Source organism: Halorientalis sp. IM1011 (genome assembly GCF_001989615.1).
Classification (GTDB): Archaea; Halobacteriota; Halobacteria; order Halobacteriales; family Haloarculaceae; genus Halorientalis.
Genome location: NZ_CP019067.1, coordinates 2,328,567 through 2,351,945 on the forward strand (window position 1 = coordinate 2,328,567; position 23,379 = coordinate 2,351,945).

Consider the following 23,379-nt stretch of genomic DNA (forward strand, 5'->3'; position numbering starts at 1 on the left):
GGCCCGCGCCAGCGAAAGCCGGGGCAAATGGGCGACTGGTTCGAGGTACGCGACCACGACGCCGCCGGCCGGATCGGGGAGCTGACTGTCCCCCGTGCGGACGTGACCGTCGAGACGCCGGCACTCCTCCCCGTGGTCAACCCCCACGTCAGGACGGTCGAGCCGGCCCGCATGGAATCCGAATTCGGCGCGGAGATCCTCATCACGAACGGTTACATCCTCTATGGCTCTGAGGACGCCCGCGAGAGCGCCCTCGCCGACGGCCTGCACGACCTCTACGACTTCTCCGGCGCGATCATGACCGATTCGGGCTCCTTCCAGCTCTCGGAGTACGGCGAGATCGACGTGGATACCCGCGAGATCCTCGAATTCCAGCACGACATCGGCTCCGACATCGGCACGCCGGTCGACATCCCGACGCCGCCGGACGTGAGCCGCGAGCAGGCCGCCGAGGAACTGGCGACGACACAGGAGCGACTCGAACTCGCAGCGGAGGTGGAAACGGGCGACATGCTCGTCAACGCGCCGGTCCAGGGGTCGACCTACCCCGACCTCCGGGAGCGGGCCGGACGCGAGGCCTACGCGACCGACCTCGACGTGTTCCCGGTCGGCGCGATGGTCCCGCTGCTGAACGACTACCGCTTCGACGACGTGGTGGACATGGTGGCGGCGGCCAAGCGCGGGCTGGGCGCGGACGCGCCGGTCCACCTGTTCGGCGCGGGCCACCCGATGATGTTCGCGCTGGCGGTGGCGATGGGCTGTGACCTGTTCGACTCGGCGGCCTACGCGCTGTACGCCCGCGACGACCGCTACCTCACGGTCCGAGGGACCGAACACCTCGAAGACCTCGACTACTTCCCCTGTGAGTGCCCGATCTGTACGAGTCACACGCCCGACGAACTGGAGTCCTGCGGCAACCGCGAACGCGAGCGTCTGCTGGCCGAGCACAACCTCCACGTCACGTTCGGCGAGATCCGGCGGATCAAACAGGCGATCCGGCAGGGGAACCTGCTGGAACTGGTCGAGGCTCGCGCTCGCGGGCACTCGACGATGCTCGACGGCTATCGCGCGCTGGGGGATCACGCCGCACAACTCGAACGGAGCGATCCCGTCTCGAAGGACGCCTTCTTCTACGTCTCGGGGGAGAGTGCGGCTCGGCCGGAGGTATTGCGCCACCACGAGCGACTCGACCGGCTGGACGTGGCTGGTGACGTGCTCTTGACCGAGGGCGACCCCAACGAGGCCTACGACGAGAGCTGGCGGGTCGTCCCGCCCTTCGGCCCGTTCCCGCGCGACCTCTCGGAGGTGTACCCGCTGAACGCCGAGATTCCCGAGCGCCTCGACCGCCGGGCCTACGAGCGGGCCGCGGACGGTGTGGCGCGGCTGGTCGAGACCAATCCCGACGTGACGTTCACGCTCGCTCACACTGGCTGGCCGGAGACGGCGCTGGACCGGGTGCCAGAGGACGTGGATACCTACGAACTGGGCGTCGACGACGCGTACGGCGACAGTTAGGGCCGATCACGGAACAGCGCCAGGTGGCGCACGAGCGTCCGGTTCTCCAGCCCACCGGCCAGCGCGCCGGAGAGGACGCCGACCGTGCTGATGAAGGCCCCGGTCCGGACGAGGTCCACGACGCCGATCTGTGGGTCCTCGAGGCTCGGCCAGTTGGTCATCAGGTTCGGCGGGAACACGGCGAACTCGATGACGAGCATGACCACCCCGACGAGGACGAACAGGCCGACCATCGCCGACAGGAGAATGAGGAAGGCCGTGACGTTGATCAGCGCTGTGTGTTCCGTGACGATACGACTGCGCTCGCGCGGGAAGAACAGATTCTGTGCGAACAGCACGTGAACGGCGGCCGCGAAGACGCTCGCGGCCGCGAACAGCGCCGCGGTCCCGTTGGACAGGTTGATCCCCACGTCCCACGTCTCGGCGCTGAACACGAGGATGAGCGCCGGCATCAGCGCCGCCGTCGAGAGTTTCGGCAGGGAGAGCGGGAGGAACGGGCCGCCGCTGTGGGCCAGCGCCCCGAGCACCTGGTCCGGGTTCCGGGCGGCACTCCGGAGGTGGAAGGCGAACCGGCCGAGCGGGCCCCGGACGGTTGACTCCGTCTCGGGGATGTCCGCGGCGACCCGGCGGAGGTACCGCTCCGCGTAGGCGTCGAACGCGGGGAGGCTCCGGCGGTCGGGGTCGAACCGGAACGGTGCCATCGCGCTGTCCTCCGCGGCTCCGGCGTCGTGTTCGGCCCCGAGGACGTGGCCGAGCAGGTGCAAGAGCAGGGCTGCGCCGTTCCAGCGGACCGGCGGCGCGTCGAGGCCGGCGGTGGGTTCTGTCCGCGGGCCCACCCGGAGCCGCCACGTCGAGAGGACGACGACGCGGGCGAGCGGCGAGGCCAGCCCCGGGACCTGGGTCTCCCGCCGGGAGACCAGCGGTGCGTCGGTGACGACGACCAGCAGGTCGTAGGGTCCTTCGACCATCCGGAGTGCGGCCTCGTCGAGGAACTCCGAGGGTCTGCGTGAGGTGGCGTCCGGGAGTCTGTCGATCTCACCCCCGAAGAACCGCCAGGTCGACCCGGTCGCCGACGCGAGTTCGGGACCGACGTCCCCCGCGAGTCGGTCGGCGAACGCCCGGAGGTCCTCGGCGTCCTCCCGGGGCGAGTGGGCGATCAGGAGGCCGACGTCGACGGCTAACTCGCTCTCGGCGTCCGGTTCGGCCGTCGCGACCGTCGATCCGGTCCCCGGTCGGGGCATGTCCACCCAGTCCACGGCGAGGCGGAAAAACCCGGTCCGAGCGTGCGGATTCCTTGCTACTCGGTTGCGTGCCGGCGGGCGACCCCGACCAGCCGGGCCGGGCCGCCCGGAAGGAAAGATAATTGGCCGCGCTCGCCCGAGACGGTGCCATGACCGACTACTTCGAGGTCCACGAGCGGGACGGGGCCGCCCGCATCGGGGAACTCCGGCTCGCGGACCCCCTCACCACGCCCGCCGTCGCGGACGAGGTCGTCACCGACGCGGGCAGCCTCTGGCCCGAAGAGCGCGAGGTGCCCGACGGCGACGAGTCGACGCTCACCGTCCTCCCCCATCGTGGCCTGCCCGCTGGCACGCCCGAGGAAGTCGAGGACGCGTTCGCGGTCGACTACCCGGACGTGGATTACCCGAGCGCCGCGGTCGTCACGCCCGCGACCGCGGCTGACCACGGGACCGACGCCTACGTCCTCTCGAACGCCAGCGGCTACGCCGGCCACGCGGCTGCCTTCGTCGACGCCGTGGTCTCGGTGCGGGAGGCCACACCCGCAGACACCGCCCTCTATCTGCCCGGCGTCGCCACGCCCGCCAACGTCGCGACGCTCGTCTACGCCGGCGTCGACCTCGTGGACACGGACCGGGCGGTCCTGCGGGGAACGCAGGGGTTCTACCAGACGACCGACGGCGAGTACTTCCTCGAAGACCTCGACGAACTCCCCTGTGCCTGTCCCGCCTGCCAGCAACCTGCCTCGGAGTTCGACCGCGAGGACTGCGCCGAACACAACCAGCGTGCCCTCGCGGCCGAACTCGCGCGGGTCCGCCGTCGGGTTCGGGACGGCACGCTCCGCGATTATATCGAGGGCCAGGCCCGTCACGAGCAGTGGCTCACGGCCACGTTCCGCCGCCTGGACCAGCAGTACAGCTACCTCGAACAGCGGACGCCGGTCGTCCGCCGGAACGAGATCACGGCCGCGACCGACGACACCATCCGGCGCGTCGAGATCCAGCGCTTCGCCGAGCGCGTAACGAACCGCTACCGCAGTCGCTTCTCGAACCCCCTCGTACTGGTGCCTTGCTCGGCGAAGAAACCCTACAGCGAGTCACAGAGCCACGGCCAGTACCACGACGTGATCCAGTGGCGCGCCCACGTCGCCTCGATGACCTCGCCCATCGGCGTCGTGCCCCAGGAACTGGAGCTCACCTACCCCGCCCAGCACTACGACTCCGTCGTAACGGGGGAGTGGACCGCCACCGAGATCGAGTTCGTCAGCGACGTGCTGGAAGCGTACCTCCGGCGCAACGACTACCCCAAAGTCGTCGCCCACGTCCCGCCGGAGGGCTACCGCGAGATAGTCGAACGCGCCACTGCCGACCTCGACGTGGAGCCCGTCTTCACCGTCGAGGATCACCCGACGACGGGCGACTCCCTCTCGAACCTCGCGGCGGAACTCGAGGGCGAACTGAAATATCCCAAGCGCGAGCGCGAACACAACACGATCCGGGCGATCGCCGACTACCAGTTCGGCGACGGTGCGGGTGACGAACTGTTCGACGACCTGCACACCGAGTCCCGCTATCCGAAACTCCGGGTGACCGACGGCGACGGCGAGCAACTGGCGGCGATGGTCCCCGAGTACGGCGTCCTCTCGCTGACGGTCGCGGGCGCTCGCCGCTGGGTCGACAGCGACGCGCCGGTCGCGCGGGTCGAGATCGACGACTTCGTCCCCCACGGGAGCGTCCTCGCGCCGGGCGTGGTCGACGCGAGCGACTCGATCCGGCCGGGCGACGAGGTCGTGATCGAGGGGCCGTCGGCGTTCGGCGTCGGCCGCGCGGCGATGAGCGGACCCGAGATGGTCGAGTCGACGCGAGGCATCGCCAGCGAGGTCCGGCACGTCGACGAGCGCTGACGCGACTCGACGGCACTGTCAGCAATCGGAAATCTATTTGTGGCCTACGCAGGATGACACGATAGATGAAACGCGTATTGGTGACTGTCGCGGTCGCCGCGATGCTCGTGCTGGCGGGCTGTAACGGCGGCGGGCAGGGGACGCCGACGGCGACGAACGGGACCGAATCGACGACGGAGAGCGAGTTCTCGGCCGACGTGTCGACACCGACCGATCTGGACGTCTCGGTGTCGCGGGCTGGTCCCGGTGCGGGCGGCGCGGCGTCGGCGGACCTGTACCCGCCCGGCGTCGACGAGTCGGGCGTCTACAACGCATCGGCGCTCGTGACCCGGCACTTCGAGACAGCGGGGGCGAACGCCGTGATGCGCGCCGAGTTCATCACGGGCGGCGGGACGACGCGGCTCGTCCATCGGAACGGATCGAGCGGCGAGCGGTTCACGATGGTCAACGAGACGAGAGGCACCGCCGAAACGTGGTGGGCGTCGAACGCGACCGTCGTGCGCTGGAACGGATCGGCGTCACCGTCGCTCACCTACTCGCAGGGTGATACCAATACCTACACGACCTACCAGTTCACCGGGCTGTTCCGGGCGGTCCCGTTCCTGATTCTGAACACGACGGACCTGGCGGTCGACGGGACGACCAGCGTCGACGGCCAGGAGGTCCTGCGCCTGTCTATCGAGGGCGTCCGGAACACGTCGGGTGGCTTCGTGGTCGACGAGAACATCTCCGACCTTCGGGGCTACGTCCTCGTCACGCCGGACGGAGTCGTCCGCGAAATGCACTACCAGTCGACCGACGACCGGACCGGCGCGACCGAATCCGTGACCGTCACCGTCTCGGGCGTCGGTTCGACGACGGTCGACCGCCCCTCCTGGGCCAGCGGCTATCCCGACCTGACGGTCTCGACGGGCAAGGACAGTTCGGTCCTCGCGCTCGAACACCGCGCGGGCGGTTCGATCCCGGTCGACACGCGGCTTCGGGTCGGCTCGGACTTCGTCGCCTACGGGAACGTGACCCTCTCGGAGTCGCTGGAGGCCGGCGAGACGCTCTACGTCGTCGCGTCCGGTCGGTTCGGGGACTACAACGTCACCGGCAGCGTCGGGACCCAGCCCGACACTCCCGAGAACGCCGTCTCGTTCGACCGGCTCCCGTCGATCTCCGTGTTCGCCGACGGTGTCGAGTTGCAGTACGCCCCCGAAGTCGGGCGCGAGACGGGTACGACCGGCGGCTTCGGCTCCGGTACGTAGTCCCCGCCGGGAGGCTTTAGTTCGCGCCAGCCCTCTCCCGGACCATGGACGAAATAACGCTGGCCGTTCCCGAGCCAATTCTGGACTCGCTACCGGACGACGACGGCGCGGCCGAACAGGACATGAAACGGGCCGTCGAGGGCTGGGAACGGCGGATCAACCGCGCGATCCGCGACGAGTCCGCAGAGGACGCGGCCGGCTACGTCCTCGACGCGATCGAACTGTTCGAAGAGCGGATGGACACCTACGACGCGTTCGTCCCCGAGTTGCGGGCCTGGGGACAGTCACCGATCTACGCCATCTGCTGGCGCAACCTGATGGCCGACCTGATCGGGCAACTGTACGAACACGAGGAACTGGCCGATAGGCTGGATCGGGAGCGCAACCAGCGCGTCGTCGAGGACGGCATCCGGATGCGGGATCTCTGAGTCACTGGCCGCCCGTTGCTTTATGCCGTCGCCGTCCCTGCACAGCGGTATGCACCTCGAATGCAGGTTCTTCGCGACCTATCGGGCGGTCGTCGGGCAGAAGTCCCTCGAACGGGAGTTCCCCGACGGCGCGACCGTCGCCGAGGTCCTCTCGGAACTGGAGGCGGAGTACCCCGACCTCGACCGGCAGTTGCTCGACGAGGACGGGGCGATCCGGCCACAGCTCTCGATCCTCAAGAACGGTCGGGACGTGACCCACATGGAGGGCAGCGAGACGGTGCTCGAAGACGGCGACTCCCTGTCGGTGTTCCCGCCGGTCGCTGGCGGGGTGGTCTGATGCGCCGCGAGAAAGCGTTCCGGGGCATCTCCAAGCGGCTGGCGGTCCACTACCTCGAAAATCTGGGCGGGGAACTCGTCGCGGGCGAGCGTGAGGACGACGCCGAGGCCGAGGTGGCGGGCGAGGACTGGACCGTGAAGCTGTCGGCGGAGAAGGTGTCGGTCGGCGGATCGCTACAGCTGACGGAGGTGTCGGTCGTCTTCGAGGGCGAGGACGACGCCGTGGAGGAACTGGTCGAGAAGTTCACCCAGAAAGCGATGCGGGCGGGCGGCTGATGACGGGCGATCCGATCGAGGGGGACGTGCTCGTCCTCGTGGCGGCCAAGGCCAGCGTCGGCCCCCAGCGCCTGCCGGAACTGGTCGACCGCGTGGCTGCCGACCTCGATTCCCGACGGGACGCCTACGCTCGCGAGTACGAACTGGCCTACGAGACCGACGAGCGGACGGCCTTCTTCGTCGAGGACGGCCACTGGGAGGAGATCGGCGGGCGACTGGACCTCGGAACCCGCGAGATCGACGCCGTCCGCCGCTCCCACGAGGAACAGATGACTCGCGACGGTCGGCGACTGAACCGGACGGACGAGTTCGAGACGGCTCTCGAGATCAGGGATTGCGTGGTGGTCAGGACCTGACGGACGAGGGTGTCGCCCCGCCGTCCACGAGGTCGAAGGCGACGGCGAGCGCGGGGTCGGTCCCCCAGTAGACGAACCGGTAGCGGCCTTCGGGGAAGCCGGGACAGACGGTGAACCGGTCGTCGGTCTGCTCCGGGAAGCCCTCGGGCGTGAGCGGGAACGTCCACTCGAACCCCTCGCCGGGCGGGTGTTCGATCCCGATTGCGGTGTACCCTACCGGACGATCACCGTCCCAGACCCTGACGTCCTGCCAACCGCCTTCGGTGTTCAGTTCGAGGTTGAACTTCCGCTCGTTTCCCGTGAGCGCTGCCTCGTCGCCATCGTTGCGCATCGTGATCGTCACTTCGTCGCCGCGTTCGTATTCGAGAGCGTCGACGCGGAGGGTGAACGGCGTGTCGTCGCCACCACCCCAGACCACAGTCTCGTAGTACGGACTATCGAGTCGCTCCACGCCTTCCCGGTCACAATCGAGCGTTGCGGTAACGGTCGACGGATCGCCCTTCGGACTGACCTGTCGGTCGGCGCCGCCGATACAACCCACGACGCCCGCCGCGACGCTGGCGACTGCCAGCCGGATCGCCTGCCGTCGCGTGTGCGGAGCCATACCGGCGATTCAGCAAACGCCGATAAGTGTCTTCTGTGGTGAACGATCGCTCAGTCCAGAAACGCCAGCAGTTCCTCGCTGACCGCCTCGGGCACGTCGCACTGCACCCAGTGGCTGGCCTCGGGGTATCGCTCGACCCGGAGGTCGGGGATCCACTCGTCGAGTCCTTCTGAGATGCCGACGCCCAGCGCCGCGTCCTGCTCGCCCCACAGCACCAGCGTCGGCACCGTAATCTCGGTGTCGCCCGGCGGATCGAAGACGCGCCGGAGGCCGGGCAGCGTGGCTTTGGCCATCGGTTTCCCGATCCCACGGACGTACGCCCGGTAGTAGTTGACCGCGGCGCGGGCCGCGCCCGGTCGGGCGAACGCCTCCCGGTACCGCTCGACGTCCGCATCGTCGAAGGCGTCGGGGTTCGCCGGCTGGTCGCGGAACATCGCGCCGACGGCGCGGGCGTTCCCGAACGAGAGCAACCGCTCGGGGAGCCACGGGAGCTGGAAGAAGAGGACGTACCACGACCGTTTCAGCTGCGCGAGGTCGAACTCGCGGGCGAACGCGGCCGGGTGGGGTGCGTTCATCACGGTCAGACTGTCCAGCGCGTCGGGGCGTTGCATGCCGACGGCCCAGGCGATCGCGCCGCCCCAGTCGTGGCCGACGAGGTGGGCGGTCTCGCGGCCCCGGTCATCGACGAGTCCGACGACGTCGCCGACCAGATGTTCGATGGCGTAGCTGTCGACGCCGTGGGGTTTCTCCGAGCGGTTGTACCCGCGGAGGTCGGGCGCGACGACCCGATAGCCCGCCTCGGCGAGCGGGCCGATCTGGTAGCGCCAGGAGTACCAGAACTCCGGGAAGCCGTGCAAGAGGACGACGAGATCGCCGTCCTCGGGGCCAGCGGCGACGTAGTGGAGGCGCACGTCGTCGACGACGGCGTTGCGGTGTTCGAGATCGACGCCGGCGAGTGGGTCGGGCATACGCGCTACCGTGGTGGCCGAGCCACTAAGCGGCACCGGCAGCGTCCCACTACAGTTCCACAATTCGAGAATTGCCCATAGATTATATAACGGAAGTTAACATATCTATGGTTGGAGCGAAAGCACACATGTCAACGCGCACCCTCGAAGCGGAACTGTTCGGCCGTGAAACGCGATTCGAATACTCCGATCACTGGATCGGATACGCCCTGCTGGGACTCCGGGTCGTAATGGCCTGGGTGTTCCTGCAGGCCGGGATCGCGAAGCTACTCGATCCCGACTGGACCGCCGCCGGATTCCTCGCGAACGCCGTCCCGGCAGGCAACCCCTTCGGCGATCTGTGGGTGTCGATGGCCGGGTCGCCCATGGTCGACATGCTGGTCCTGTGGGGACAGGTCCTCATCGGACTGGCCCTGCTCGTCGGTGCGTTCGTCCGACTGGCCGCGTTCTTCGGTGCGCTCCAGATGCTCATGTTCTGGGCGGCTCACCTCGAAGGTGGTCTGATGGCGGGGTTCCCGATCGAACACGGCTTCTTCGTCAGCAGCCACATCGTCTACGCGCTGTTGCTGTTCGGTCTCGGTGCGATCGGTGCGGGTCGGATCCTCGGCGTGGACGCGTGGCTCGAACAGCAGGAGTTCGTCGAGTCGACGCCCGTTCTTCGGGTGTTCCTCGGCTAGGTCGGACAGTGGGGGTTCGCGGTCGGTCGGTGCCGTCGCGGTGACGGTGCTGACAGTCGTTTTTTGTTTTGCGGTCAGTCACCGAGTCGTCGTACCGAACTCGCGGCGGAGCCGCGAGTTCGGCTTTTTCGCCCACGTTTTTCGACGAGTGGTTGCGCGCCACTGGCGCGCAACCCGAGGAGAAAAAGGTGGTTAGTCGTCGCCGGGCGCAGCAGCGCCGGAGTCGCCCATCGAGACGCCGGTGCCGGGGCCGACGTCGATGCCGAGTTCGTCGAGTTTCTCGTCGGGGACGACGCCGTCGACCCAGTCGCGAACCTCGTAGTACTCGGCCTTGAGCTGGTCGAGTTCGGCGAGTTCGCCCTCGCTGGCCCCCTGGGCGGGGATGGCGTTCTCGTTGCCCTCGACGAAGCGGTCGGGGAGATCGTCGTCTGCGCCGTCGAAGCCGACGAGGTTGTTGTAGTAGCGCTCCAGGTTGTAGATGCGCTCGCCGGCCTGCATCAGTTCCTCCTCGCTCACGTCGCGGCCGGTCATGCCGTTGTACTGGAGGACGTACTCTTCGATGCCCTCCGCGAAGGCGTTGAACTTGCAGATGTCGAACGAATCGGAGATGGCGTGCATGTCCTGGAAGGTCGCACAGAGTTCGCCCTTCCCCTCGGGCTCGTAGGGATCGACCTTCTCGGGGACGCCCAGGATCTCTGCGGCGGGGGTGTACCCGCGCAGGTGGCAGGCACCGCGATTGCTCGTGGCGTAGCCGATGGCCATCCCCTTCATGCAGCGGGGGTCGTAGGCCGCCATGGTCTGGCCCTTGACGGCCAGGGAGTTCTCGTGGGCGTCGAACTCCTCGGCGAGGTGGTTCGGGCCCTCGGCCATGTGGTCGGCGAGGTCGGTCTCGCGGTGGCCGATTCGCTCGATGAGGTCGATCATCTCGTCTGAGTCGCCCCAGTCGATGGAGTCCTCGAAGTCGAGTTTCCCCTCCTCGATCATCTCCATCGCCATCGCGATGGTGTTGCCGGTGTCGATGGTGTCCATCCCGAGGTCGTTACAGACGTCGAGCATGACCGCGATCCGGTCGCGGTCGTGGTGCCCGGAGTTCGGCCCGAGCGCCCACGCCGACTCGTACTCGTAGGACTCCATCCGGACGTTCATCTCCTCGCCCTTGTGCATCGCCTGTACCTCGACTTCCTTCTTGCAGGCGACCGGACAGGAGTGACAGGTCGGTTCGTCCACGAGGATGTTCTCCCGGACGTTCTCCCCCGAGACCTTCTCGGAGTCGATGATGCGCTCGCCGTCGCCCTCGGCGTCGGACATGGCCTTCGTCGAGGAGTAGCGGCCGTTCTTCGTCGGGAGGCCGTCCATCTCCTCGGTGACGTTCATCAGGACGTTCGTCCCGTACATCGAGAGGCCGCCCTCGTTGGGGGCGGTCACGTCCGACTCCTGGATGACCTGCATGGCCTGCTGGTGGCCCTTCTTGAAGGTCTCCGGGTCCTCCGGTTTGGGCATCTGGGTCTTGGCCTTGACGACGACTGCCTTGAGGTTCTTCGAGCCCATCACGCAGCCGGTGCCGCCCCGGCCCGAGGCGCGGTCGTCCTCGTTGATGATGCAGGCGTACTTGACCTCGTTCTCGGCGGCCGGCCCGACGGCCATCATCGAGAGGTTCTTGCCGTAGGACCCCTCGACTTCCTCCTCCAGCTGATCGCGTGTCGCGTGGATGCCCTCACCCCAGAGGTGAGAGGCGTCCCGGAGTTCGACCTCGCCGTCCTCGACGACGGCGTAGACCGGCTCGTCGGCCTTGCCCTCGAACAGCAGGCCGTCGAAGCCGGCCCACTTGAGGCGCGCGCCCGACCACCCGCCGTGATGGGAGTCGGTCACCTGGCCGGCGATGGGTGATTTCGTGCAGATAGCGATTCGGCCGCTCATCGTGGTCTGAGTGCCCGTGAGCGGCCCGTTCATGAACGCGAGCAGGTTGTCCTCGCCCAGGGGATCCACGTCGGGGCCCTGGTCGAAGACGTACTTGACGCCGAGGCCGCGCGCGCCGATGTACTTCTCCGCGTCCTCGTCGTCGATGCCCTCGTACTGTACGTCCCCCGCGCTCAGATCGACGCGAGCGACGTTGTCGTGGAATCCTCCGAGGTCTGTCATAAGTTAACGTACCGTACTAGAGTACGGGCCGAACCGTGTTATGCGTTGTTCGCCCCCCGTAACTGATACCAGTTACGCGACGAGTGATAAATTACCGTCAATATCCGGTTGAACTGGCCTCGCGGATCGTGACGTGACGGCGAACCCCGGTCGACTTGTCCCCGGAGCGAAGAGGGGTGCATATGCGCCCCCGCCGCTCCACTGCTCGACTGGCCCGCGTCGGGCCTGCGGTCCTCTACGGCGTATCTCTGTTCGCGGTCTCGGTCGCGGACCCGCCGGCTGGCGGACTGGCACCGACCGGCCCCCTCGGACTCGTCGCTGTGGACAAGTGGTTGCACGTCCTCGGGTACGCGGCGCTGACTCTCCTGATCGCGTACGCAGTCTGGCCGTCGACGACGCGGTGGCTCGCGCTCGCCGGCGCGCTCGCGCTCGGCTACGGTGTGGTGATCGAGGTCGTGCAGGCGTTCGTGCCATCCCGGTCGTTCAGCGTCGCGGATCTGGGAGCCAACGTCGTCGGAATCACGCTGGCCGCCGCGCTCCTGTGGGCGTGGCACCGGCGTCGAGAACGCGGGCTCGACGGGGGTCTCTCGAACCCGGAGTGACCGGTCGAAGGCGATTTACGCCCGGAACGGCTCCCCTGAGGTAATGAGCAAGCCGAGCCCCGAGGTCTACGAGCAGGGCAAGGGGATGGACGCCCACAATCAGGCGATGCGGGAGATCCGGTCCCGCAAGGACGAGACCTACGACCCCCGCGAGCCCACGCGGGTCTGGATCGACGAGGACAACACGCCCGACGGCGTCTACCAGTCGCTGACGATCATCCTCAACACCGGCGGCTGTCGGTGGGCCCGCGCCGGCGGCTGTACGATGTGTGGCTACGTCGCCGAGTCCGTCGAGGGCGGCTCCGTCGCCCACGAGGACCTCATGGCCCAGATCGACGCCTGTCTGGAGCACGAGGCTGAAAACGCAGACGACGAATCCGGCCTCATCAAGATCTACACCTCCGGCTCGTTCCTCGACGAGCGCGAGGTTCCTGCCGAGACCCGGCAGGCTATCGCTTCTGAGTTCGCCGACCGCGACCGCATCGTCGTCGAGTCCCTCCCGGACTTCGTCGACCGGGAGAAGATCGAGGACTTCACCGCCCACGACTTGGAGACCGACATCGCCGTCGGCCTCGAAACGGCGACCGACCGTGTGCGCCGGGATTGCGTGAACAAGTACTTCGAGTTCAGCGAGTTCGAGCGCGCCGCCGCCGACGCCCGCGAGGCCGGCGCAGGGATCAAGGCCTACCTGCTGATGAAGCCCCCCTTCCTCTCGGAACCGGACGCAGTCGAGGACATGAAACGCTCCGTCCGGAAATGCGCCGCCGTCGAGGGCTGTCACACCGTCTCGATGAACCCGACGAACGTCCAGCGCCACACGATGGTCGAGGACCTGTATCACGACGGAGGCTACCGCCCGCCGTGGCTCTGGTCGGTCGCCGAGGTCCTCGAATCAACGGCCGAGGAGGACGTGATCGTCGTCTCAGACCCGGTCGGCCACGGCAGCGACCGCGGCGCGCACAACTGCGGCGAGTGCGACGACCGCGTCCAGAAGGCGATCAAGGACTTCGACCTCCGACAGGATCCCTCTGTGTTCCAGCAGGTCTCCTGTGAGTGCGAGCGGACCTGGGAGATCGTACTCGACCGCGAGACGGGCTACAACCAGCCGCTCGTGCGGTGAGCGACACGAAACACTGCCGCGACCGTCTCGACGGGTCGTCTGTGCCGCCCGGCTGACGGCGGATTAGCTGTCCGGCACCGTCACGACGCCGAGCGGGTCCGCGAGTTCAGTCCCGTTTTCGGCGTACGAAACTGTGGCCCTGAAGGTCCTGTTCTCGTCTACCTCACTGAAGTTCATCGTCCCGACGAAGGTTCCCTCCGCGTCGACGGTCGTCTCGAACTCCTTCAGGAACGGGGTCAGGCCGCTCCGACGCGCCTCGACTTCGAGGACCGTACCCTGGGGCAAGTCGGTCGTGCCGACGACGGACTCGTTCGATGTCGCGTCGACGCGCACGACGGCCTCTCGCATCGGCCCGATGGCGACGGCCGGGTTCGTCGACGCGTACTCGTCAGCGACGATGGCTCCCGTCACGTTCGCCAGTTCCGTGCCGTTCTCGGCGTAGACCACCGATGTCTGGAAGGTCTCGTTCCACGCCGCCGGAGACAGGTTCACGGTCGCCGCGAACGTGCCGTTTTCGCGCACGGTCACTGTCTCGGCCCGTGCCCACGGTTGTGAGCCCGTCGACGTGACGCGGACCTCGACTTCCGTTCCCGGGGGAAGGTCGGACTCTCCGCGGATGGACTGATTGTCGGTCGCGACGGCCTGTACCCGATTGTCGTCACCGGTGACGAGCGCGACGGTCCGTTCGGTGCCGTCGCCGACTGCCGACTCGTTCGGGCTGGTGTCGTCGGCCGGACTGCCGTCGAAGACGCCGACGACTGACGCACCGGCGACGACGGCGACCACGGCGACGACCACGACCGCGACGGCCGCGACGAGGCGTCGGTCCGTCACGGTCGCACCTCCGGGGCAGCGACGGTCGACTGTCGATGCTCGACGGGGGCGGAACCACACCGGACGGGCCGTTCAGGACGACGAGTCATTCGACCGAACGTTCGCGCTGGGTGAGAAAAGCCCTTCCGTAAGCTTCGAAACGTCTTGAACCGTACCGTGTCAGAGGCCGCCTTCGGGTTGACCGCTACCGCCGGAGCCACGGCCCAGCACATCCCTGACTTTCGCCTTGAGTTCGTCGTCGTCGTAGTGGCGAAGCAGCGCCCAGGTGGCGATCTGGACGATGACGCCGACGGCGATCAGCGCGCCGGTCCAGCTCGGTGGCGTCGGTACCGTGAGGTTGGCCAGCGGTTCGACGATCGCGTCGGCGTCCAGCCCGGCCCAGATCAGCACCGCGCCCCAGGCCGCGCTGACGAACACGACGACGACCTTCTGGAGCAACACGGCCAGTACCGCGCCGATGACCGGCCCCGCGAGGATCACGGGATCGAGCAGGTTCGTCAGCGGGTCCATCGACGTGCCCGTCAGCGCGAGCGCCGCGCCAAAGCCCGTCACTGCGCCGGGGACGACCAGCATGATGAGGTACACCTTGTTGGCGATGGCGAGGCCGACGAAGCCCAGCAGGAGGATCACGGCGATGGTCGGGATCGGCCCCAGACTGGCGGTACTGGCCGCGAAGAAGCCAGCGCCGCCGCCGACGAGGAACCCGAACAGTTTCAGCCCGGTTCGGTAGAAGAAGACGCCGCCGACTGTCAGTGCGATTCCGACGAGCAACAGGACGGCCGTGAGTGCGATGTTCGACACGGGGAGTCACCTGTCGGTGTGTCGGACAGCCGAAATATAAGTTTGCTGGGCGGGCGACGTGAGCGTAGCGAACGTCGCCGGACGTGTGAGCGGGGAATGCGAGACTCTCCTTTCGGTCGAGCCTCGAAACGCGACCGGGCGAAGCCCGTGAGCAGCGACGGATGGAGCCACGACCAGCGCTACAGCGTGTCGTCGGGGTCGTGCTTCTCGATCATTCGGTCGACTTCGTTGGCGTAGCGCTCCCGGGTGTCGGGGTCGTCGACGGTCCCGAGGTTGCTTCGCTCCATCTCCAGTGACACGTTCGTCTCCCGTCCCGGGCCGGTGAAACTCGGCAGCGCGCGTTCCTTCCGGTAGTCGCGCCGGCCGTCCGGCGTCGCGTAGGTCAGGATGATCATGTTCTGCTCGTCGTCGCCGTAGGTGCGTTCGACCAGCCAGACGCGCTCGGTTTCGACGGCCTCGTCTGTCGTCGCCATACCCGAACTAGGGGCCGACGGAATTTCAGTGCTCTGTCGATTCCCGGCGGAAGAAAACGAACGACGGGTTCTCGGTTGGTCAGACTGCCTATTCGGCGAAGCCTTCCAGCACGCCCTGCCCCTCGGTGGGGCCGATATCGGGCAGTGCGGCCCGCTCGGGGTGGGGCATCAACACGGCGACCGAATCGCGCTCGCCCAGCACGCCCGCGACGTTGTGTTTCGAGCCGTTGGGATTGGCCTCGTCGGTGACGTTCCCGGCGTCGTCGCAGTACCGGAACAGGACCCGATCCTCGCGTTCGAGTTCGTCGAGGCGTTCCTCGCTGATCTCGAAACGACCCTCACCGTGGGCGATGGGGAGTTCGATCACGTCGCCTTCCTCGTAGGCCTCGGTCCAGGGGGTGTCGGCGTTCTCGACGCGGAGATGGACGTGTTCACACTGGAAGCGAGCGCTCCGGTTGGTGGTGAACGCTCCGGGGGTGAGTCCGGACTCCGAACCGATCTGTGCGCCGTTACAGACGCCGAGGACGGGCGTGCCCTCGTCGGCGGCCTCGCGGACTTCTTCGACGATAGGCGAGCGGGCGGCCATCGCGCCGGCCCGGAGGTAGTCGCCGTAGGAGAAGCCGCCGGGGAAGACGACGCCGGTGGTGTCCGCGGGGAGACCGTCCTCGTGCCAGACGAGTTCGGCGTCGACCCCGATTTCGTCGAGCGCGCGGACGGCGTCCCGATCGCAGTTCGACCCGCCGAACTGGATCACCGAGACCGTCATGTGTCTCGTTCGTCGACCGCCACGGTGTAGTCGTGGATGGTCGGGTTGGCAAGCAGGCGCTCGGCCATCTCGTCGGCTCGCTCGGCGGCCGCGTCGGCGTCGGTCGCGTCCACGTCGATCTCGAACTGGTCGGCCGATCGGAGATCCTCCAGATCGAAGCCGAGCCGTTCGAGCTGGCGCTGAGTCGTCTCGGCCTCCGGATCGAGCACCCCGCGTTTCAGCCGGACCGTCACGGTCGCGGTGTAGGCAGTCATTGTCGGGAGTGCCGTGACCACCGACGTTAACGCTTGTTATCTCCGGCCGCCCGCGTAGCCACAGACTCGAAAACTCACCGACCGTCGTATCGTTTAAAACACCCTCTCTACAGGGGCACCAGTGTTAACACCGAGTGTCGTGTGGACACGTACCATCCCATGACACAGATCAGGGACACCAGTCGTGACATGCGCATCGATCCGGATTCGTTCGCCGGTGGCTACTTCCGCAACGCCGTCTACCGCCACTGGGACCCACACGAGGACATCCCGCAGGAACTGCTCGAACAGGACCGCGAGCGCCTGCTCGAATTCGACGGCGACGAGGAGGGATTCGAGGCGCTGCGGACGACGCTCGCGCTGTTTGGCGCGGGCGAGGAAGCGGTGACGGAGGACCTGATGCCCCTGGGGATGGTGCTCGAAGACATCGACGACCAGATGTTTCTCTCCACGCAGATCTACGAGGAGGCCAAACACACGCAGTTTTTCGACCGCTACTGGCGGGAAGTCATCAACCCCGTCGCCGAACAGGAGGAAGACGCCGAGGTCACCGAACCCACCGACCAGCGCTACTTCCCCGAGGGGTACGTCGAACTGTTCGACCGGACCGAGGAGGCGATGGAGCGCCTGCTGGAGGACGATACGCCCGAGAACCGCGCGAAGGCGTACTGTCACTACCACCTCACCGTCGAGAGCGTGCTGGCACAGACCGGCTACTACGGCATCTCCGCCCGGTTCAGCGAGGACGGGCCGGACGTGTACGACGACGGCGTCGACACGCCCGAACTGGAGGGACTGGTCGAGGGCATCAACTACATCCGGAGCGACGAGGGTCGCCACGTCGGGTTCGGGATGCACAAGGTCCGGGGCCTGATCCACGAGGAGGGCGTCGACGAGGCCGTCGTGCAGGACACGCTGATGGACCTGCTGCCGTTCGTCTCCGAGGCCGTCGAGGCGACCCGGACCGAGGAGGTGGACCCGACGCCGCTGATCGAGTACGCCACCGACAAGGTGCGCCGACGCATCGACGTGCTGACCGAGGAGGATGCGGAGCTACCCCCGGTCGAACAGCTGGTGACGCTGGAAGAGGACCGCGGCGAGGCCTAACGACGTCTCTCGGCGGTCCGACTGGTACGTACCACCCTTCCCCAGCGAGGTCGGGAGGGGCTGTTGCCGGACGGTCCGAACGTTCCATTTCGGGTAGGATTTCCACGGCCGGGGTTCTGGTCGCGGTGGGATCCTGTCCCCGCGACGACAGTACCGCGAAAAACAACTTTTTTCGCCGGGCGTTGCCGAGAGGGACCATGATTGCAGTCGCCGACAGCGCCAGCGGGTGGTCACCGTGAAAAAACACAAACTGACAGAGATTACCGTCGTCGGCGAGGACGACACCGGTCTCATCGCGAACGTCACCTCGCTGCTGTTCGAGCGGGGCATCAACATCGAGGACCTCGACCAGGCCGTCCGGGAGGGCGTCTTCCGGATGACGATGCACGTCGACACCTCCGAGATGGTCTGCACCGAGGAGAAACTCCGCGAGGACGTCGACGACCTGAGCGAGGAACTCGGCGTCGACATTCAGGTCCGGTTCCCCGCCGAACGGGAGACCCAGACCATGGCCGTGCTGGTCACCAAGGAGTCACACTGTCTGGAGGCCATCTTCGAGGCCTGGGCCAACGGTGACCTCGGAGCTGACGTGAGCGTCGTCATCGGCAATCACCCCGATCTGCGCCCGCTGGCCGAGAAGTACGACGTCCCCTTCCACGACATCGGCGACGAGAAGGGCAACCCGGACGAGGACCACATGCTCGACCTCCTCCAGGAGTACGAGGTCGACCTCGTGGTGCTGGCCCGCTACATGCGCATCCTCAGCCCGGACGTGGTCTTCCGGTACGAGAACAGGATCATCAACGTCCACCCCTCCCTGCTGCCGGCTTTCCCCGGCGCGTCGGCGTACATGCAGGCCATCGAGGAGGGCGTCCGCATCGCGGGCGTCACCGCCCACTACGTCACCACCGACCTCGATCAGGGCCCCATCATCACCCAGCGGGCGTTCAACGTGCCCGACGACGCCAGCGAGGAGGACCTCCAGCGCATCGGTCAGCCGCTGGAAGCCGAAGCCCTCATCGAGGCGATCAAACTCCACCTCAACGATGCCGTCTCGGTCCACCGCGGCCGGACGAAACTTCGGGACGATCTGGAGAGCGAGGACGTGCAACTCGGGTCGCCGGAGGTGCTGGACGACGCGAATCCCGACCGGCCGATCGACGGACTCGGCGAGATCGTGGCGAATCGGGGTGGAGAGGAAAGCGAGGCTGACGACTGACGGGAGGACGAGCGCAGGGAGGCCGATGAATGTGCGAGCGGCGACGAAAGGAGCCGCGAGCAAGCATAGCGCAGGAGGAGGCCTCGTGGTGGAACGGCGAGCGGTAGCGAGCCGTGGAACAGAGCCAGTCCTCCGATCGAGTGAAACGCCGAACTGTAAACCGCCCGACGCCGAGCAGGCCTCGCTCGGTACCCAAGAACCGCAGTTTTTCGGGTGCATTTATTACGTCCGGCGAGTAAACTACACGGACGATGGTGTCGAACAAACTTACCGAACTGGGGGGTATCGTCCTCATCTTCGCCGGCATGCTGACGGTCGGCTATCTGACACAGGACGAACGATTCGGGTTCATCGTTCCGCTCTTACTCGTGATGAACATGGGGATCGGCATCTCCGGGATGGGGCTGCTCGCGCTCTCGAGGCCGAAACTCGCGCCGATCGGGGGGATCGTCGCGATGGCGCTCTCGTTCACGACGTTCTACGTGATCTGGAGCGCACCAATGTGGATAATTCCGACGGTGATCGGCGGGGTCCTCTGTATCGTCGGGCCGATCTCGGCGCGGCTCTTCCAGCCCCGGCTGTCGGGGTCCGGATCGCGCTCCTAGAGGTCCTGGACTGTTTCGACGGCCTCTGACAGGGACGGCGCGTCGAACAGATCCCGACCGACGTAGGCGTTCGTCCCGGCCGTGTAGAGATCTCTGGCGGCGTCGACGACGTGATCCGGCAGCGGCTCGGGGTCGCGCTCACAGAGCGCCTTCCAGTCGGCCACGTCCTCGGCCTTGGCCCGTTCCTTCGCGTCCGAGACGGCCTCGACCCACTCGGGCTGGGTGCGCTTGTGGTACTGCCGGATGACCTCCTTGGAGACCTCCTGTCCGTCGAAGGAGAAGCGGTTCTCGTCGAAGGTGCCGACCACGTCGGCGACCCGGATCTCGCCGTCGTAGTGGAAACACTCGATCTTGCCGTCCTCGTGGACCAGCCCGACCTCGTCGGCCCGGTCGGTGACGATCTCGTTCACCGAGAGCGCGAGGTCTTCCAGTCGGTCGATGTCGACGGGACCGGCGATCCGGTCGGCCTCGCTCCGATCCAGATACCTGTCCGATTCTTCGAGTTTCGTCGAGAACTCGACGACCGGTTCGGGCAGGTCGACGACCTCGTCGGGCCACTCTGCGAAGTCGAGGTCGAAGTCGGCGGGGTCGGCGCGGGACCGCAGACTCGATCCGACGGGGACGGTGTTGCGGAAGACGATCTCCAGGGGAATCAGGTGGTTCTCGCCGGCGTCGGCGTAGTAGGCGTCGTAGTCGTACTCGCGGCCGTCGTGGGGCAGGTCCGGGACCTGCGTGAGTTCGATGGCCATCTCGCGGGGCGGGTCGGCGACCTCGCTGAGCGGGACCGCTTCGCCGCTCCCGCCGACCACGCCATCGTAGTGGGTCGGGATGCCGGCGTCTTCGAGCAACTCGAAGTTGTACGCGCCCATCGCACAGAGGCTGGCTCCCTTGTTCGGGATCGCGTCGGGCATCTTCCCCCAGTCGAACACCGAGTAATCGTCGGTGAACACGAACGCGCCCCGCCCCAGTTCGGTGGCCGTGGCCGCCCGCTCGACGCGGAAGTCCTTGACGCTCGTCATCGGTCCCACCCCGCCGATTCGCGGCCGATCGCGGGCGTGGCTGGTACAGCAGTCATTACCGGGTGGTCCCCGCGGCGTCACTAAGGGGTTACTATCGTCGGCCTCGTACCCGCTCGCCAACCGACCGGCCAGTCGTCGTTTGCAGGCAGTTCGGAGTGGAATCAAATCTGAAAATGCGGTGCGAACCTACAAGGTGGTTTGTCGGCGACCACAGCACGGATGCTGGCGAACGCGCTGTGGGCGGGGTCGTACCTGTTCAGTACGGTTGTGTTGGCGACGTTCGCGTACGTCTACTGGACGAATCGGAACGTGCGGGGGCTGGAGTACTTGCTCGCCGCCGCGGTGCTCGGCAGTCTGCAGTCGATCCTGTACCTGCTGTCGCTGGTCGCGCCGTCGGTCGCGACGAAGGTGATCTTCTGGAAGCTGTTCGGCGTCCTCGCGGCGGTCGTGGTATTCCTCTGGTACCTGTTCGCGGTCGTCTGGACCGGGCGGGCCGTGCTCGCCCGTCGGGTGACGCTCGCGCTGGCCGGCGGACCGCTGGCTATCTGTGTCGCCCTGCTCGTCACCAACACGGCGCCGTCGGTGCCGGGGCTACACTCGCTGTACTGGTCGTCGGTGTCGGTCGCCACCCCCGACGCCGTGCTCTCGCCGCTCGTCTTCGAGGGCGGTCCGGCCGCACTCGGTCAGCGTCTCTACTCCCTCTGCCTGTTGCTCGGGAGCGTCGGCCTGCTCGTCGCCTTCACGGCGCGCTCCGATCAACGACTCTACCGCTGGCGAAACGCGATGCTGGTGCTGGGCGGCGTGGCCGGCCTCTGCTTCGCCGTCGGGTTCGCCTTCTTGAATCTCCCCTACGAGCCCCACCCGCTGGTCTACGTGCTGGCCCACGGCTTCGTCGTCCTCGGCGTGGCCCGTTTCGGCGACTACGACGTGGTCTCCCTGCCCGAGAACAGCCTCATCGAGGCCATCGACGGGGCCATCCTCGTCTACACCGTCGACGGGACGGTCATCGAGTTGAACGAGGCGGCGAAACTCGTTCTCGGCCTCACCGACGAGGCTGTCGGGCGCGGCATCGTCGGCGTGGTCGAACTCTCCGAATCACTGCCGGGGGTCCGCGGCGGCGAGGCCGGCAGCGTGGCGTCCCCTGCGGGGATCGCCGACCTGCTCGACGGCCACGAGTTTACCACGGTCATCAACGGCGTCTCCCGAACCTTCGTGGTCCGGGTGTCCCGTCTCGACGACGGCGGTGACCATCTGGGGTGGACGGTGCTGTGTTACGACGTGACCGACCTCCGGCAGAAACAGCAGGAACTCGACCTGCTCAAGCAGGTGCTCAGTCGCGTCCTCCGGCACAACGTCCGCAACGACCTCTCGGTGGTCAAGTCCAACGCGAAGATGCTCGCCGAGGAGTCCTCCGGCCTGCAGGCCGAACGCCTCCGGACGATCATGGACAAGAGCGACAACCTGCTCGACGCGAGCGAGAAGGCCCGAACCGTCGAAAAACTCCTCTCGAGCGAACGCACCCGCAGCGAGTTCGACGTGGCCGAGATGGCGACCGAGGCCGTCGAGACCACCCGCCGGGAGTTCCCCGGCGTCGCCGTCGAGACCGATCTCCCCGATTCGTGTCCGGTCAACGCCCACTGGGCCCTCTCTCACGCGGTCGAGAACGTGATCGAGAACGCCGCCATGCACAACGACGCCGACGATCCACAGGTGGCCGTCACCGCCGAGTGTGGCGACGAGCGCGCGACCCTCCGGGTCGCCGACAACGGCCCTGGCATCCCCTACAAGGAACTCGAAGTGCTGGAGCGCCGCGAGGAGACCCAGCTCGAACACGGCTCCAGCATCGGCCTCTGGCTGGTCGACTGGATCGTCGACCTCTCGGGTGGCGACATCGCGTTCGAGAACACCGATCGGGGCTGTACCGTCACCATCGAACTCGACGCCGCGATCCCCGAGGCCGGAGAGGACGACGAAGCGACCGACCTGAACCTCGGGATCGGGGCCGACGACTGATACCCATTCAGTCTGCCGCCTGTCCGCCGTCGACCGGGATGGTGTGGCCGGTGATGTAGGAGGCGTCCGAGGAACAGAGGAAGGCGACTACACCGGCGATCTCCTCCGGATCGGCGATGCGATCCATCGGTACGTCCCGCATCGCCGACGTGTCGAAATCGGCCCGGAGCGTCCGGATCGCCGTCCGGACCAGTGAGACGGCACGCTCGATCCGGTCCCTGAGCGACGACGACGCACCCGGCCCGCCGCCCAGCAGACCGGACTGGATGTTCGTCTTCGTCGGCCCCGGCGCGACCGCGTTGACCCGGATATCACGGCTGGCGTACTCCAGGGCGACCGATTTCGTCAGGCCGACGACGCCGTGTTTGCTGGCCGAGTAACTGGAGAGCCCACCCATCCCGACGAGGCCGGCCTCCGACGCGGTGTTGACGATGACGCCCTCGCCCTGTGCTTCCATCACCGCGAGCTCTGCCTTCATGCACGCCCAGACGCCCTTCAGGTTGATGTCTACGATCCTGTCCCACTGGGCCTCGGCGATACCGGTCACCTCCACGAAGTCGGTGAGGATACCGGCGTTGTTGTGTGCGAAGTCGAGGGACCCGTAGGTCTCGACCGCGGTCTCGACCATGTGCTCGACGGAGTCGAGGTCGGACACGTCCACCTCGACGAAGATCGCGTCACCCCCCGCGTCCTCGATGCGATCGACCGTCTCGCGGGCGGTGTCCTCGACGATGTCGGCCACGACGACGTTCGCTCCCTCCTCGGCGAAGCGGTACGCTGTCGCGCGACCGATCCCCGACCCCGCCCCCGTCACGAGCGCCGTCTTGCCAGTGAGTCCGTCCATGATTGTCCACCGGTGACTCTCTCGGGGCCGA

At 67.1% G+C, this 23,379-nt stretch carries 25 protein-coding genes; 14 read left to right on the forward strand and 11 right to left on the reverse strand.

Going from position 1 to position 23,379, the window contains the following annotated elements; translation table 11 throughout:
• The first annotated feature begins 27 nt into the window (after window positions 1-27).
• Window positions 28-1,515 (forward strand): tRNA guanosine(15) transglycosylase TgtA, encoded by a 1,488-nt coding sequence (tgtA, locus tag BV210_RS11915; RefSeq protein ID WP_077206853.1) that lies wholly within the window; start codon window positions 28-30, stop codon window positions 1,513-1,515.
• On the opposite strand, the gene BV210_RS11920 is transcribed toward tgtA, so the two are convergent.
• The gene (locus BV210_RS11920; RefSeq protein ID WP_077206854.1) at window positions 1,512-2,756 is read right to left on the reverse strand and encodes a hypothetical protein; all 1,245 of its coding nucleotides are present in this window, start codon (window positions 2,754-2,756) and stop codon (window positions 1,512-1,514) included. The two genes, tgtA and BV210_RS11920, sit on opposite strands and share 4 nt — an antisense overlap.
• 149 nt (window positions 2,757-2,905) lie before the next feature.
• Between BV210_RS11920 and arcS the strand changes: the two genes are divergently transcribed.
• The 6 genes from arcS to BV210_RS11950 all read left to right on the forward strand — a co-directional run bounded on the left by arcS (window position 2,906) and on the right by BV210_RS11950 (window position 7,303).
• On the forward strand, window positions 2,906-4,657 hold the full coding sequence (gene arcS, locus BV210_RS11925) for an archaeosine synthase subunit alpha (RefSeq protein ID WP_077206855.1): 1,752 nt from the start codon (window positions 2,906-2,908) through the stop codon (window positions 4,655-4,657).
• 65 nt (window positions 4,658-4,722) lie between these two features.
• A complete protein-coding gene (locus BV210_RS11930; protein ID WP_077206856.1) occupies window positions 4,723-5,907 on the forward strand; it encodes a hypothetical protein in 1,185 nt (394 codons plus the stop codon).
• Window positions 5,908-5,951: 44 nt separating this feature from the next.
• Complete coding sequence (locus tag BV210_RS11935) at window positions 5,952-6,335, forward strand: hypothetical protein (RefSeq protein ID WP_077206857.1); 384 nt, start codon at window positions 5,952-5,954, stop codon at window positions 6,333-6,335.
• A gap of 49 nt (window positions 6,336-6,384) precedes the next feature.
• Complete coding sequence (locus tag BV210_RS11940) at window positions 6,385-6,672, forward strand: ubiquitin-like small modifier protein 1 (protein WP_077206858.1); 288 nt, start codon at window positions 6,385-6,387, stop codon at window positions 6,670-6,672.
• Complete coding sequence (locus tag BV210_RS11945) at window positions 6,672-6,947, forward strand: hypothetical protein (protein ID WP_077206859.1); 276 nt, start codon at window positions 6,672-6,674, stop codon at window positions 6,945-6,947. The genes BV210_RS11940 and BV210_RS11945 overlap by 1 nt, the downstream gene beginning before the upstream one ends.
• Window positions 6,947-7,303 (forward strand): hypothetical protein, encoded by a 357-nt coding sequence (locus BV210_RS11950; RefSeq protein ID WP_077206860.1) that lies wholly within the window; start codon window positions 6,947-6,949, stop codon window positions 7,301-7,303. The genes BV210_RS11945 and BV210_RS11950 overlap by 1 nt, the downstream gene beginning before the upstream one ends.
• Here BV210_RS11950 and BV210_RS11955 read toward each other — a convergent pair.
• Both BV210_RS11955 and BV210_RS11960 read right to left on the reverse strand, forming a co-directional pair.
• The gene (locus tag BV210_RS11955) at window positions 7,293-7,907 is read right to left on the reverse strand and encodes an immunoglobulin-like domain-containing protein (protein WP_077206861.1); all 615 of its coding nucleotides are present in this window, start codon (window positions 7,905-7,907) and stop codon (window positions 7,293-7,295) included. The genes BV210_RS11950 and BV210_RS11955 overlap by 11 nt on opposite strands.
• Before the next feature lie 50 nt (window positions 7,908-7,957).
• Complete coding sequence (locus BV210_RS11960) at window positions 7,958-8,875, reverse strand: alpha/beta fold hydrolase (RefSeq protein WP_077206862.1); 918 nt, start codon at window positions 8,873-8,875, stop codon at window positions 7,958-7,960.
• A gap of 128 nt (window positions 8,876-9,003) precedes the next feature.
• Here BV210_RS11960 and BV210_RS11965 point away from each other — a divergent pair, with 128 nt between their 5' ends.
• Window positions 9,004-9,552: a DoxX family protein gene (locus BV210_RS11965; RefSeq protein ID WP_077206863.1), complete on the forward strand. Its 549-nt coding sequence runs from the start codon at window positions 9,004-9,006 to the stop codon at window positions 9,550-9,552.
• A gap of 192 nt (window positions 9,553-9,744) precedes the next feature.
• Here the strand turns inward: BV210_RS11965 and BV210_RS11970 are convergent, their stop codons facing one another.
• On the reverse strand, window positions 9,745-11,691 hold the full coding sequence (locus BV210_RS11970) for an aldehyde ferredoxin oxidoreductase family protein (protein ID WP_077206864.1): 1,947 nt from the start codon (window positions 11,689-11,691) through the stop codon (window positions 9,745-9,747).
• A 182-nt stretch (window positions 11,692-11,873) separates the two neighbouring features.
• Here BV210_RS11970 and BV210_RS11975 point away from each other — a divergent pair, with 182 nt between their 5' ends.
• Window positions 11,874-12,293, forward strand: a complete 420-nt coding sequence (locus BV210_RS11975; protein ID WP_084802625.1) for a VanZ family protein — start codon at window positions 11,874-11,876, stop codon at window positions 12,291-12,293.
• 43 nt (window positions 12,294-12,336) lie between these two features.
• Window positions 12,337-13,413 (forward strand): archaeosine biosynthesis radical SAM protein RaSEA, encoded by a 1,077-nt coding sequence (locus BV210_RS11980; protein WP_077206866.1) that lies wholly within the window; start codon window positions 12,337-12,339, stop codon window positions 13,411-13,413.
• Window positions 13,414-13,476: 63 nt separating this feature from the next.
• Here BV210_RS11980 and BV210_RS11985 read toward each other — a convergent pair whose 3' ends face one another.
• The 5 genes from BV210_RS11985 to purS all read right to left on the reverse strand — a co-directional run bounded on the left by BV210_RS11985 (window position 13,477) and on the right by purS (window position 16,541).
• Window positions 13,477-14,247 (reverse strand): BGTF surface domain-containing protein, encoded by a 771-nt coding sequence (locus BV210_RS11985; protein ID WP_077206867.1) that lies wholly within the window; start codon window positions 14,245-14,247, stop codon window positions 13,477-13,479.
• A gap of 159 nt (window positions 14,248-14,406) precedes the next feature.
• The gene (locus tag BV210_RS11990) at window positions 14,407-15,048 is read right to left on the reverse strand and encodes a hypothetical protein (RefSeq protein ID WP_077206868.1); all 642 of its coding nucleotides are present in this window, start codon (window positions 15,046-15,048) and stop codon (window positions 14,407-14,409) included.
• A 179-nt stretch (window positions 15,049-15,227) separates the two neighbouring features.
• Window positions 15,228-15,521, reverse strand: a complete 294-nt coding sequence (locus BV210_RS11995) for a hypothetical protein (RefSeq protein WP_077206869.1) — start codon at window positions 15,519-15,521, stop codon at window positions 15,228-15,230.
• Window positions 15,522-15,609: 88 nt separating this feature from the next.
• On the reverse strand, window positions 15,610-16,287 hold the full coding sequence (gene purQ, locus BV210_RS12000; RefSeq protein ID WP_077206870.1) for a phosphoribosylformylglycinamidine synthase I: 678 nt from the start codon (window positions 16,285-16,287) through the stop codon (window positions 15,610-15,612).
• Window positions 16,284-16,541: a phosphoribosylformylglycinamidine synthase subunit PurS gene (purS, locus tag BV210_RS12005; RefSeq protein ID WP_077206871.1), complete on the reverse strand. Its 258-nt coding sequence runs from the start codon at window positions 16,539-16,541 to the stop codon at window positions 16,284-16,286. The genes purQ and purS overlap by 4 nt, the downstream gene beginning before the upstream one ends.
• A gap of 159 nt (window positions 16,542-16,700) precedes the next feature.
• Between purS and BV210_RS12010 the strand changes: the two genes are divergently transcribed.
• From BV210_RS12010 to BV210_RS12020, 3 genes are all read left to right on the forward strand, one after another.
• The gene (locus BV210_RS12010) at window positions 16,701-17,648 is read left to right on the forward strand and encodes a ribonucleoside-diphosphate reductase (RefSeq protein ID WP_084802626.1); all 948 of its coding nucleotides are present in this window, start codon (window positions 16,701-16,703) and stop codon (window positions 17,646-17,648) included.
• 235 nt (window positions 17,649-17,883) lie between these two features.
• Window positions 17,884-18,867 carry a formyltetrahydrofolate deformylase gene (locus tag BV210_RS12015; RefSeq protein WP_077208052.1) on the forward strand — a complete coding sequence of 328 codons (984 nt, stop codon included), beginning with the start codon at window positions 17,884-17,886 and terminating at the stop codon, window positions 18,865-18,867.
• Between the two features lie 251 nt (window positions 18,868-19,118).
• Window positions 19,119-19,472 (forward strand): hypothetical protein, encoded by a 354-nt coding sequence (locus tag BV210_RS12020; protein ID WP_077206872.1) that lies wholly within the window; start codon window positions 19,119-19,121, stop codon window positions 19,470-19,472.
• Here the strand turns inward: BV210_RS12020 and BV210_RS12025 are convergent.
• Window positions 19,469-20,491 carry a phosphoribosylaminoimidazolesuccinocarboxamide synthase gene (locus BV210_RS12025; RefSeq protein ID WP_077206873.1) on the reverse strand — a complete coding sequence of 341 codons (1,023 nt, stop codon included), beginning with the start codon at window positions 20,489-20,491 and terminating at the stop codon, window positions 19,469-19,471. The two genes, BV210_RS12020 and BV210_RS12025, sit on opposite strands and share 4 nt — an antisense overlap.
• 198 nt (window positions 20,492-20,689) lie before the next feature.
• On the opposite strand from BV210_RS12025, the gene BV210_RS12030 reads away from it, so the two are divergent.
• Entirely contained in the window at window positions 20,690-22,504 is a 1,815-nt protein-coding gene (locus BV210_RS12030) for a histidine kinase N-terminal 7TM domain-containing protein (protein ID WP_157526001.1), read from the forward strand.
• Window positions 22,505-22,511: 7 nt separating this feature from the next.
• Here the strand turns inward: BV210_RS12030 and BV210_RS12035 are convergent, their stop codons facing one another.
• Window positions 22,512-23,348 carry an SDR family NAD(P)-dependent oxidoreductase gene (locus BV210_RS12035; protein ID WP_077206875.1) on the reverse strand — a complete coding sequence of 279 codons (837 nt, stop codon included), beginning with the start codon at window positions 23,346-23,348 and terminating at the stop codon, window positions 22,512-22,514.
• Window positions 23,349-23,379: the final 31 nt, after the last annotated feature.